The sequence below is a fragment of the Chitinophaga polysaccharea genome, from assembly GCF_007829335.1.
GTDB lineage: Bacteria > Bacteroidota > Bacteroidia > Chitinophagales > Chitinophagaceae > Chitinophaga > Chitinophaga polysaccharea_B.
Genome location: NZ_VIWO01000010.1, coordinates 123,800 through 135,976 on the forward strand (window position 1 = coordinate 123,800; position 12,177 = coordinate 135,976).

Annotated in this window: 7 protein-coding genes and 1 tRNA gene; 3 read left to right on the top strand and 5 right to left on the bottom strand. The window is 48.5% G+C overall.

Annotation, left to right across the window (positions count from 1 at the left end; translation table 11 throughout):
- Positions 1-7: 7 nt before the first annotated feature.
- The 3 genes from FHW36_RS26270 to FHW36_RS26280 form a co-directional block, all read right to left on the bottom strand.
- Positions 8-3,547 (bottom strand): SusC/RagA family TonB-linked outer membrane protein, encoded by a 3,540-nt coding sequence (locus FHW36_RS26270; RefSeq protein WP_145673625.1) that lies wholly within the window; start codon positions 3,545-3,547, stop codon positions 8-10.
- A gap of 57 nt (positions 3,548-3,604) precedes the next feature.
- Positions 3,605-4,633, bottom strand: a complete 1,029-nt coding sequence (locus tag FHW36_RS26275; protein WP_145673627.1) for a FecR family protein — start codon at positions 4,631-4,633, stop codon at positions 3,605-3,607.
- Between the two features lie 67 nt (positions 4,634-4,700).
- The gene (locus FHW36_RS26280) at positions 4,701-5,312 is read right to left on the bottom strand and encodes an RNA polymerase sigma factor (RefSeq protein ID WP_145673628.1); all 612 of its coding nucleotides are present in this window, start codon (positions 5,310-5,312) and stop codon (positions 4,701-4,703) included.
- A 105-nt stretch (positions 5,313-5,417) separates the two neighbouring features.
- On the opposite strand from FHW36_RS26280, the gene FHW36_RS26285 reads away from it, so the two are divergent.
- The 3 genes from FHW36_RS26285 to FHW36_RS26295 all read left to right on the top strand — a co-directional run bounded on the left by FHW36_RS26285 (position 5,418) and on the right by FHW36_RS26295 (position 7,618).
- The gene (locus FHW36_RS26285; protein WP_145673630.1) at positions 5,418-5,585 is read left to right on the top strand and encodes a phosphatidate cytidylyltransferase; all 168 of its coding nucleotides are present in this window, start codon (positions 5,418-5,420) and stop codon (positions 5,583-5,585) included.
- Positions 5,586-5,904: 319 nt separating this feature from the next.
- On the top strand, positions 5,905-7,422 hold the full coding sequence (locus tag FHW36_RS26290; RefSeq protein WP_222429193.1) for a glycoside hydrolase: 1,518 nt from the start codon (positions 5,905-5,907) through the stop codon (positions 7,420-7,422).
- Between the two features lie 122 nt (positions 7,423-7,544).
- Positions 7,545-7,618, top strand: a tRNA-Pro gene (locus tag FHW36_RS26295).
- Between the two features lie 272 nt (positions 7,619-7,890).
- Here the strand turns inward: FHW36_RS26295 and FHW36_RS26300 are convergent.
- Together FHW36_RS26300 and FHW36_RS26305 are read right to left on the bottom strand one after the other, a co-directional pair.
- Positions 7,891-10,278: an ABC transporter permease gene (locus FHW36_RS26300; RefSeq protein WP_145673632.1), complete on the bottom strand. Its 2,388-nt coding sequence runs from the start codon at positions 10,276-10,278 to the stop codon at positions 7,891-7,893.
- Positions 10,279-10,968: 690 nt separating this feature from the next.
- Entirely contained in the window at positions 10,969-12,159 is a 1,191-nt protein-coding gene (locus tag FHW36_RS26305; RefSeq protein ID WP_145673634.1) for an FAD-dependent oxidoreductase, read from the bottom strand.
- Between the last annotated feature and the right edge of the window lie 18 nt (positions 12,160-12,177).

The window sequence follows — 12,177 nt, forward strand, 5'->3', positions numbered from 1 at the left end:
GCAATGTTTAGAATCCCAGGTTCACGCCAATGAGAAACTGGCGCTGGTTGGGATAAGCGCCTTCATCTACGCCGAAGTCGGTGATATTGCTACCACCGATTTCAGGATCGAGTCCTGAATATTTTGTGATGGTAAACAGGTTGGCTGCCTGTAGATATACCCGCAGTTTTTCTACGTGCAGGCGGGTGAGCAAGCCTGCCGGCAGCGTGTATCCCAACTGCATATTTTTGCAGCGGAGGTAAGCGCCGTTTTCCACCATATAAGAGTTGGGAACGTTTTGGGTACTGGTAGATCCGTCTCTTTCCTGTATAGGTGCCGTAGCATTGTGGTGATCGGGGCGCCAGGAATCATAGAGGGCTGTTTTGCTTTTAGCGCTTTCAAAAGAGGGATAGAAATCGCGCCACCAGCGTACGTTATTCCATATCTGGTTGCCATGTGTTCCAAAGAAGAACATGCTGAAGTCGAATCCCTTGTACACTACGCCAATGTTGATACCATAGGAGAAATCAGGATTGGGATTGCCGAGGAAGGTACGGTCATCGGGCGTGATGATACCATCGCCATTTACATCGGCATAACGGAATCGGCCCAGCCCTTCTCCTTCCTGGTAGGTAGCCTGGGGATCGCTGGTGGCTTTCCGCGCTTGTTCATCCGCAGCTGTTAATTCCGCCTGTTCATTCCAGAAGCCCACGATTTTATACCCGAAGAAAGAAGATACCGGTTGACCAACCGCATTGCGGATAATATTGCTGCCATCGAAACGGCGGCCATCACTATCAAAATAGTCAACGCCATCAGCGATCTTGCTGATTTTATTCTTATAGGTGGTGAAGGTACCGGTTACATTGAACTGTAATGTTTTATTGATGGTTTTATGCCAGCCTACCGATAAGTCGACGCCCTCATTTTTCATGCGGGCAATATTAACAAAGGGTTGCGCTGAAGTGCCCGCCAGTCCGGGCAATTCGGGGTTATACAACAGGTCTTTGATGTCTTTGCGGTAATAGTCTATCGAGAAATCAAATTGTCCGTTAAACAAGCTTGCATCTATCCCTACGTTAGCGTTGATATCACTCTCCCATTTCGCATCCGGGTTACCGATCTGGGTACCGGCAAAACCGGCTGTGAGCCCATTGTTGACGCCGGCCAGGTCGTAATAGGAAGAACTGCGTTTACCGCCGTAGAGGAAATAGCCGTTGTTGACGCCGAGATTGAGCTGGTTGCCCATGATGCCCCATCCACCACGGAGCTTTAAGTCACTGATCCAGGTGACCGGTTTCATGAACTCTTCCTGCGAGATGCGCCATCCTGCTGATATAGCGGGGAAAGTACCCCAGGGGTTATTCAGGAATTTGGAGGAGCCATCGCGGCGAACGGTGGCACTCAGCAGGTATTTATCTCTATAGGCATAGTCTACTCTGGCCAGCAGGGAAAAGAGGCCTTCTTCCTGCCGGGTGCTGTAGTTCGTTTGCACACCGGTACCGGTAGTCAGGTCGGGGAAATAAGGCGCAAAGGTGAAGTAGTCCTTGGTAGTACCGCCTACACTGCGATTGCGGCTGTCGAATGCTTCTGTGCCGGCAATGATTTTCAGGTCGTGGGTATTATGAAACGTCTGGTGATAAGTCAGTGTGTTGGTCCAGGTCCAGGCATGCGCATTGGTAGATCCTTCTGTATAGGAGTTGCTGGTACTGTTTTCCTTGTTTTCATATTGCGGGTAGGTAAAGGAATGTGACCAGCCGGAAGACACTTCTCCACCGAAGCTGGTGCGGAAGGTGAGGTATTTCAGGAAGTCTACCTCCCCATATACATTTCCGAACAGGCGGCTGTTAAACCCTTTGTTGTTGCGGGTGCGGGCCTGCATGGCAACGGGGTTGAATGCGTCGCCCAGGGCGTCGCCGGCAGAACCGGCATAGTTGCCTTTGATATCGTATACCGGTATAATACTTTGTTCGCGCATAGCGTGACCAATAGCGGCATCAGCAGAGTTGATTTCCACCGAAGGATTTTCCGACATGGCAAAGGCCAGGTTTTCCCCTACCCTGATATGATCGCTGACATTATACTGAGTGTTGGAACGTACCGTATATCTTTTCAGGTAAGTATTGATTAAAGTGCCTTGCTGATTAAAATAATTAAGAGAGAAGAGGTAGTTGCCTTTATCGCCCCCACCGCTCACGGCAATGTTATGGCTGGTGATGGGTGCCGGACGGAAAACTTCGTGGTACCAGTCGGTGCCTACTTTGTTGGCTTTTGCAATCTGGTAAAAGTTGCCATAGTCGGTGAGGTCGGTATAGTTGGGGTTCAGATAATACTTAGAGGGATCTACTGCCGGATCGCCTTCCATTTTGCCGGAGGGCAATATGTAGTCCGGGATCACTGGTGTAGCGCCATGGCCGTACTGATCGGTGCCGGGGTCGGCGCCTGAATTTTTGTAGGCCAGCCAGCGGAGGTTGGCTTGTTCCTGTGGATTGAGGGTATTCCACACATTGCCGTGTTTGGGAGATTGGCGGCCATAGTAGCCATCGTAGGCAACTTTTACCTTTCCGCTACCACGACGGGTAGTGATGATGATGACGCCATTGGAAGCGCGGGCGCCGTAGATAGACGCCGCGCCGGCATCTTTCAATACCTGCAGGCTGGCTACATCATTGGGATTGAGGTCGGAGATATCGGTGGTGGGTACGCCGTCTACTACGTATAATGGTGAGTTGGCGCCAAAAGTATTTACCCCACGGATGCGGATCTGTGGTGCTTCGCCGGGTTGGCCGGAGCCTATCACCGTAACGCCGGATGCTTGTCCCTGCAGCTGCTCTGTTATCTGCGCGGAAGGCTGCTTAATGAGGTTATCAATATTTACTACTGCCACGGATCCGGTGAGGTCCTTTTTCTTTTGGGTAGTATAGCCGGTTACCACGATTTCATTGAGGGCGCTGGCTCCTTCTTTCATGACTATATTAATAGCCGATCTACCGCCAACGGGTATACGCTGTGATTCATACCCAATAAAAGTAATTTCCAGCTGATCATTGCTATTACCCGGGGCCATGATGGCATAGGCACCATCGGCATTGGATACCGTTCCTATAGTCGTGCCCGTTACCCGGATGATAGCGCCGGGGAAGGCGTTGCCTTTTTCATCTCTCACTATACCCTTTACCGGGTGCTGTTGCTGTACCATGGCGGAGCCGGCAGGCGTGGCGGCCGGTGTTTTTTCACTGATCATATAAAAATGGTCCCTTACTTTTTCATAGCGGAGGTTAAAGGGCAGCAGGGCTTTATCCAGGGCTTCTTCGGGCGACTGGCAGCTGGCCACTGCCAGTTGTACTTTTTTATTTTTCACCAGGTTGCTTTTGTAAGCAATGGATACGCTGAATTTTTCTTCGATCTGGTGCAATACTATTTTCAAATCGGCTCCGGGGGCGGTGTTGTTGACATTTTCCGGGGGGAGCTGCGGGAATTCAGGGGCCAGCGTTTCGGCCGACACGGTTTGGGACAGGAAATACAGGGCCAATGCTTGCATTAGCAAAACACGTAAACCTTTTTTCATTTTGAATAGGTTTTAACGATTAAGAATAAGACTACTTATACTGATAAGCGGCGATCCTTACTTCTTATGGATCCAAACTTCATCGCCTCTTTGGTTGAATTGCATACGGAATACTTTTCCCAGCTGTGTCATCATGGTATCAGGGTTATAGATGATCGGCATGGAGCCTGATACTTTATCATTGTATAGCGTTGTATCGGATACAATTAATTTTTTACCGAATACCTGCTGCATAAAGGCAGCCGCATCGCGGAGTGTATAATCTTCCATAGTGAGGCGGCCGGTATGCCAGGAGGTGTAGGTATCGGCAGCTACACTTTTCTTGGAATAGTCGCCATCGGCTTTGTTGTAGGTAAGCATTTCGCCCGGCTGCAGGTACAGTGCAGCCGCCTTTCCCTGCCGGGGTGCAGCGATGTTGAGCAAAATACTTCCCTGTTGCAGTACCACTACGATGTTCTTCCCCTTGCTGTTGACATTAAACTGCGTGCCTAATACTTCCACGTTGAGATTAGCGTAGGTATGCACTATAAATTGTTGTGCGTTGGCGGTATGTTTTACCTGGAAGAAGGCTTCTCCATCGAGCCATACTTCGCGGGCATCGCCGGAAACGGCGTATAGCAGGCGGGAGTCGGCGTTGAGGGTAACGGCTGATCCGTCGGGCAATTGCAGGGCCTTCGTTTCTCCCAGGCGGGTGTAGGTGCTGAGGAGCGTTTGCCGGTGCCGGGCAGCTTGTATGCCCCACCAGGCAGCGCCCAGCGCTATTCCCAGGAGCAGGACCGCTGCATATTTCCATGCATGTTTCCACCAGGAGACGTTAGCCGGCGCAGTGGGCTCTGTTTCTTCCAGCCCGTTCCAGACGGCCTCCCACAACTGCTCTTTATCGGCAGTGGTGAGGCTATAGGCGCGGAAGCGGATACCCTGTACCAGCTGACGGGCATCGTTGACGATACTTTCCTTTTCCGGGTGTTGTTGCAACCATGTTTCCCAGAACAAATTTTGTTGCCCGGGATGCAACACCCAGTCCTGGAAGTCTTCATCCATGGCCAGCTCAGAGGCTGTATATGATAAATAGTTACGGACTGTCAAAGGAACCTGCTTTCCATTAAAGAGCAGGTCGCCGATGAAATCTCATCACTTTTCGTCAACTTTTTTTTTATTTTCCCAATAATAGCAACAGGAGCGGTAATGGGAGCTGTTTTTTAAGCAAGCCGATGGCTTTGGAGATGGTGTTATAAACGGAGTCGACCTGCATAGACATGATGTCGGCCACTTCGTCGTAGCGCAGGTTCTGAAAGAAGCGCAGGTAGATAGCTTCCCGCTGACGGCGGGTAAGGGCTGACAGGGCTTTCTGGAGAAGGCGTTTTTGTTCTTCTATGGTTTCATTAATGATCAACTGGTTTTCCTGTGGCAGGGTATATTCAAACTCGAATGCTTCCCAGGATTCGCGGTGCTGGTAGCGGCGGTCTTTACGCAATGCGCGGAGCAGTCGCCTGCGCAGGCTGCTGAGGAGGTAATAACGTATATGCTGTACGTTGGGCGACAGGTGGGTGCGGCTGCTCCATAAGTCCTGGAACAGGTCCTGCAGGCAGTCTTTCACCCTTTCCTTTTCCTGGCAAAAGTGCATTCCATAGTGAAAGAGGTCATTGATGTGGGCCTCATATATTTCGGCGAATGCGTGGCGGTCACCTTGTAGAAAGCGTCCCCAAAGTGAGGAATGGGAAGCCACCACGCGTAAACCTGATTTGTGGGCTTTCCCTGTATTCATAGCTATTTTGGTTGATCTGTTAAAGCTTGTGAATTATTTCGACAAGTACAAATATATTTTGGTACAGGATATGTCCGATGAGATATATCACTAAAACTGAATACTATGAAACGCTTTCCTTATTGGTTTTTCTTGTGCCTGGTCTTTTTTCTCAGCAGCTGTGAAGTAATAGGCGGTATATTCAAGGCTGGTGTATGGACAGGTATATTCGCCGTAGCAGTAGTTGCAGGCCTCATTATATACCTGGTAAGCCGCGGCGGGAAGCGGGATTAATCCGGTCCCGCATCCCCTCTTTATTGCAATAAAAAAAATTTCAATACAGTATATTTATTCTAAACAAATTATTCTTATCTTGGTATTCGCGTAAGCGTTACCTGGAAATTAAAACGTTTACCTCAGTGAACATTGAAGGAAAAGTATAGTTATCCTAAACCCTTAATCTTACCTTTTCCATTGCGGTTTTATTATTTGCGGTGTGCCTTTACCTCCTGTTGCCACGTGATGAGGTGTGATTGTTAACCGGTGTAAACAGGTTTACATGTCTTGTATTTTCTGTTAAATAAACATTCACAAACCCAAATCCGCTAAACAAATGAAAAAAAACCTGACGGCAATCAGCGTTTCTCTCTTTGTTATGTTCGTGGCTGGCAGCAGCTGTACGAAAAACATGCAGGAAAACCCTACCCTTGCCAACACCGAAAAATTAAGCGCCAGCGCCACTACAACCCTGGCCACTATCGACACTGCCACCATCACCCTCAACTGGACCACCACCTATCAACGCATTGATGGTTTTGGTTCGTTTGCCGGTCGCGCTACTCCTTTCTTTGAATCGCCCAAGCGGGATTCGATCATGCAACAAATCTGGGGCGCCGATGGATTGCAGCTGAACATGATCCGCGGCGAAGTGCTGTACACTTATCCCTTCGACAAACCCAGCGGCGCAGTGACCATCAAGCCGGCGGGTAGCAGTGTAGACATGGATGTTAACAGCGCTGCCTACCAGGCGTTAACCAGCGATCAAAAAGCACAAATCGCGCAGCTCTGGATCTTCAAAAAAGTAAAAGAACGTTACCAGGTACCGATTATGTTTGCCAGCACCTGGACACCGCCACTGTACATGAAAACCAACACCAGCAGTGTAAGTGGCCAAAATTTCAATGGACTCAATTACAGTTGCTGCTCCACGGACTTTGCCAACTACGTAGCAGGATTTACCAAAGCCTACCAGGATGAAGGCATTAACTTTTATGGCGTATCTCCCAGCAATGAACCTGAAAATGTTTTTTCATCCTGGGCATCGTCCTACTGGACTGCCGCGCACCTGGGACAGTTTATCACCAATAATCTCCGTCCCGCTTTAAATGCCAAAGGGCTTACCTCCACCAGGATCATTTCTTCCGAGAATGCCGCCTGGGGTACCGCTAACACCTTCCTTTCCAGCATGGACAAAAGTAATGTAGACATCCTCGCGGGTCATGGATATGTAGAAATCGGCGACCTGATCTTAGGAAAAAGAGGATTGAATCCCAATCCCGTCACCTGGAATTATGCTACCGGTAACAAACCTGTATGGATGACCGAAGCCTGCGACGACAGCGGCGTATACGACGGCACCATGGTGGGAGGTCTTAAGCTGGCCGTAAACATGCATCAATTCCTGGCGGTATGCAACGTAAACGCTTACGTTTACTGGCTTGGTATGCTGGCATTCAATAACAATGAATCGCTGATAGGCGCCAATGCAGATGGCAGTCTCGTATATCCGAAAACGTTCGACGTCATGGGGCAGTTCACCCGCTTCGTACATGCCGGCTATTATCGTTTCAACGCCGGCCTGGCCAATAACTCCACCCTGAAAGTATCTGCCTATAAAGATCCTGCGACAGGTAAATTCAGCGTAGTGGTGATCAACCCGGGCAGTAATGAAACCCACTGCCGACTAAACTTGTCTGGTTTTACCGCGGGAGCCATCAGCTCCTACCTCACTGCTGACAACTCCAGTACACATTGGCAGCAGGGCAGCGCCGCTGCACCGCAAGGCAACGGCAGCTATGTGTTGACCGTGCCGCCTTCCAGCGTAATCACCTTTACGGGTATCGCCAATTAACCAGTGAAAAGACTGTGCCGGTCTTTTCCTCTTAATAATTAACTGCTTAAACATTTTTCAAAAAAAGTATACTTATAATTTTGAAAAATGAAATAATTGCCTACTTTTGCATCCCGTCAATACGGGACGTAGCGCAGCCCGGTAGCGCGCTTGCATGGGGTGCAAGAGGTCGCTGGTTCGAATCCAGTCGTCCCGACTTTTTAGACATTTCCTTTGTAATGCTTTATTACAAAATAAGTCGCAAAAGCCCGTAGATCGTAGATCTGCGGGCTTTTTTGTTTTTTCTCACACACCACCTAATTGCATCTGAATTCAACTTAGCTATAGAGTAATCCAGTGAGTAGGTTATAGGGTAACTTCACCCACTCTACGTAGATTCCTCGTCATATGTAGTGATTTGTATTACAATTCATTACATTCCATTTCAATGCGTTTCAAATGGTGACATAAGACATTGTAAGCATTGACTTACTCAGACCTCAACGATTTTACCGGGTCTGTCAGTGCTGCTTTTATAGATCTGTATCCTATGGTGAAGGTTACAATTAGCAATGAAATAAGGATCGCAAGCACGAACACGCCTAATCCAAGCCCTATCCGATATGCAAACGTATCCAGCCACTTAGTCATGGTCCACCATGCCAGCGGGGCGGCAATCATAAATGCCATAAATAACATAGACAGGAATTCCTTGCCAAATAACCACACAATGTTTTCCACACTTGCCCCCAGCGCTTTCCTGATACCTATTTCCTTTGTCTTCCTTGCTGCCATAAAAGAGATCAGTCCATATAAGCCAAAACAGCCGATAATGATAGAAACAATGGTAAAGACCTGGATAAGCTTAAAGAACATATCATCAGACTTATAGAATTGTGCAATGCGGTCATCCAGGAAACTGTATTTGTAGATGTAATTGGGATTTACCGTTTTCCAGGTGCTTTCAAGAGAGGCCATGATAGGCCGTAGGTTCGCTATATTGATCTTTAATGCGCAATTGTGGTAGTGGTGATCTGAGGTAGAGATGTAAATAGGGTCTATTCCGCCGTGTAAAGACTGGTTATGAAAATTCTTCACAATGCCTACTACCGTACCCGTTTTACCATTAATGACAGCCGTTTGCCCCAGCGCTTCCTTGAAGCTCTTGAGCCCTAATTTCTTTACCGTTTCTTCATTGAACAGGAATTCACGCACGGTATCAGACGCAAAAATGTTACGTCCAGCCAGTATTTTCAGTCCAAAGGTGGATATATACTGGTCGTCCCCTGCCTTAAAGAAGATGGAAAAGTTCTCCATCTCCGGACGGGAGGCAAAGCGTACACCGGTACTGGGCGTATTTTCTGAAGCAGGCGCGTCTGCACAGAAGGTCACCTTTTCAATCCCTGCTATCTGGGAGAATTGCGACCGTAGCGTGCTTATGGTTGTAATATGATTATCCGGAACGGGCAGCATTACGATGGCGTCCTGTTTAAAACCCAGGTTTGCCTGCCTGGTATAACGCATCTGGTTAGCAATAACAATGGTGCCGATGATTAGCAGCTGCGAGATGGCAAACTGTGTAACTACCAGTCCTTTTCGCAATGAAAAACCGCCCATTTGTTTTTTGGACAACGTGTTCTTAAGTGCAAGCACCGGCTGTGAGGTCGCTATGATCAGGCCGGGGTATCCTCCGGAAATGAATACAATTATTATTAACAACAGCAACAGGAATATGAGCAGGACCGGGTCATGGATAATATTGATCTCTACCTGCGTACCAAAAAGCACGTTCAGAGAGGGAAGTGCCAGCTGCGCTATTACAAATGCCAGTAACATGGCAATACCTGCTATCAGGGCTGTCTCTATAATGAACTGGCTGAACAGTTGCCCACGTAGGCTTCCCAATACCTTCCTTACGCCAATTTCCTTAGACCGCCCCTGCGCCTGGGCAATACTCATATTAATAAAGTTGATGCAGGTGGAGACAATGAGCAGGAAACCTATGAACATCAATGCCCACAGATTCTTCTTGTCCACATGCCCGTTTAGCTTAATGCCGTTCAGATCCGGGTTGAAATGTATATCGGAGAGCGCCTGCAGTTTGAACCGGAACACCTGTGCCATCTTTTTATCATAGTGCCTCGTGGAAATATCTGCCAGCACCTGTTTGTCTACCGCTGCAGGGGTAACGCCCGGGCGTAACAGCAGGTACACCTGGAACTCCTCGTTCACGTTAAACCACCACTTCCTGGCCATCGAGGGGCTATGATTTTTAAGGGTTTGGAAAGGCAGGTATACCTCCGACCGGAAGTCAGTACTAGCCGGCAAATCCTTTAATATGCCAGAAACAGTGAAGGCCAGCGTATCATCCAGGTACAGGGTCTTGCCAATTGGATCCGCTGATCCAAAATATTTCTTAGCCATCCGCTCAGTAATAACAGCAGCATTGGGATCAGCCAGCATCGTTTTTTTATCGCCGCGCAGTAACGGGAAGTTGAAGATGTCGAAAAATGCTGGTTCAGCAAAAACGATCTCCTCTTCAAACTTCTGGTCTATTGTGGTGGATATGATCTTCTTTGACAGCATGGTTATCCTGGCCACCTTTTCGGCTACGGTATAATCATCCCTGAATATTTCAGGCAACGGGGAGGGCACGCCTGGGCTATAACTTACCTGGTCTTCATGAAGCTCGGAATACACACGGTATATCCTGTCCTCGCTCGGGTGGAAATGGTCGAAGTTGAGGTGATATTTTACCAGCGTAAAGATGAGTATTGCGCATGCAATTCCCAGGGCAAAGCCAAGTATGTTGATTACCGAGTAACCCTTACGGCGTATTAAATTCCGCCAGGCAATCCTGAAATAGTTTCTTAACATAAATCGTTTTTTTCTATAAGGATGTTAATGCTGCCGGCCAATTTCCTCAAACGCGCATACCTGAAGGCACCTGCGTGCTGCAAATAAGTTGCCATATCTAAAAAATGCGATTGCTGGGCCAATTACGTATTTTGGGCGGTAGACAATTGTTCGCATACGGACATTTCTCTGTTCAAAACTGAACGATTTTGTAATAGTACCTGTACAGCGCCATATAGCGCAACAGCTGTAGTTGCAGTAGATCTGTTTACACGAAAAAATAGCGTTTACTAAATGATAACACCGTACATCGATATGGAAGCCGGTAGATCATACGTTATTATAGTTTACGGTTCCAGATTGAATTTTTGATCCGGGACGCCAAACAATACATGGGCCTGGAAGAATGCCGGCTGTTAGTGAACCCAAATTATATAACCATTTTAATTTTCCGCTCATGACGGTATCATTAATGAAACTTACTTGTTGGGCCGGGTTACCCGAAAAGGAGCATACCCCCTTTTCCATACGGAGCATCAAAACCTCGTTCTATAACACGTTTCTCACAGAAACTATTTTTTCAAACTTAGGTCTGGAGCTGAGTTGTAATAAAATAAAACGACTCTATTCCAAATGCTTTAATATCGGCGCTATGGCCGCTTAAAAACTACCGAACTTTTGCACATAAATATCGGGGACTAAAATACAGAGTTAGTCAGCTTCTCCAAACAATTGTTTCCCTCCTGCTGTTGATGCATGCACGGCTGCGCTGCTGTAGCTGATCATGCGCTGCTCATAATCTGCGATGGCAGTTGTCAAGGGCCATGTTCCACTCGCGGCCTTTCCCAGGTTGGCAGCGAGCAGGGCCGCATCCTGTAGTGCGGTGTTGGCACCCAGTCCGGCGGCGGGACTCATCACATGCAGTGCATCTCCCATGCCGGTTATTGTGTTGGGCAGCCTTGGTTGCAGTGTGCCGGCGCTTCTCACGGGGATAATGGTGGCCATGGACATATCGGCTTGTTCAAACAGCGCCCGCAAAGACGGCGCCCAGTTACGAATACGTTCACCTATCATACTATGCAGTGCTTCAGGCGTGTATCTCAACGGATGCGCCGGGCTGATGTTGAGTGCTGAACGATGGCCGATGATGGCCCAGTACATATAGTCGTCAACGTGAGTAAGCCGGATGCCGCTTCCGGATTCATCGGCCAGTGTTTGCGGAGAGGCTTTAAATTTCATGGCATCGATGATCACCGCCAGGCCGGCGTCAAATATGGTAGAGGTGCCGGTTTTCAGTATATCAGCAACGGCATTGTTGTGCTGTAAGGTTTTCCCGTAGATGCAGATATTACCTGTATCCACAGGTGCAGAGCCGGGGAAGAGCTGCCGGGCAATGGCAGAATTGACGCCATCCGCGGCTACCAGCACATCGCATACATGCATGTTGCCATCCGGGAAGTATAGCGCTATCTTCCCGTCATTGCGCACTTCCCAGTTTACGGCATTGTGATTGAAGTGAATATGTTCCCTGATACCGCCCATCAGTATCTCCCGCAGTGTGAGCCGGTGCGCCTTCAGGTCTGCGGCATCATCGCTGCTGCTGTCCATCCAGGAGTAAATCCATTTATCATTAACAGTGTCCAACGTTGGCTGCAGCGTGCGCACGCCGGGATGAGGGATAGCACAGGTATCGCGGAACAAGGTATATGTATCCGGGGAAAGGCAGAAGCGGAGCGCCTCCTGGCCGTTCAGGTCTATCCTGATCCTGTAGCCCTGTGTTCTGCTGTCCGGTGCTTCATCTCTTTCAAATACCTCGAAATCTATTCCCTGCTGATGTAATCCCTGCGCCAGGCATAAGCCGCTGATGCCTGCACCTGTAATAGCTACCTGTATTTTTTTCATGCTTTGCGTTGAAGAACT

What these genes read in the sequence shown, in the direction of transcription:
- FHW36_RS26280 (WP_145673628.1), bottom strand. Translation starts at nt 5,312, where the DNA reads ATGAATACAGGGAAAGCCCACAAATCAGGTTTACGCGTGGTGGCTTCC.
- FHW36_RS26285 (WP_145673630.1), top strand. Translation starts at nt 5,418, where the DNA reads ATGAAACGCTTTCCTTATTGGTTTTTCTTGTGCCTGGTCTTTTTTCTC.
- FHW36_RS26290 (WP_222429193.1), top strand. Translation starts at nt 5,905, where the DNA reads ATGAAAAAAAACCTGACGGCAATCAGCGTTTCTCTCTTTGTTATGTTC.
- FHW36_RS26300 (WP_145673632.1), bottom strand. Translation starts at nt 10,278, where the DNA reads ATGTTAAGAAACTATTTCAGGATTGCCTGGCGGAATTTAATACGCCGT.
- FHW36_RS26305 (WP_145673634.1), bottom strand. Translation starts at nt 12,159, where the DNA reads ATGAAAAAAATACAGGTAGCTATTACAGGTGCAGGCATCAGCGGCTTA.
- FHW36_RS26270 (WP_145673625.1), bottom strand. Translation starts at nt 3,547, where the DNA reads ATGAAAAAAGGTTTACGTGTTTTGCTAATGCAAGCATTGGCCCTGTAT.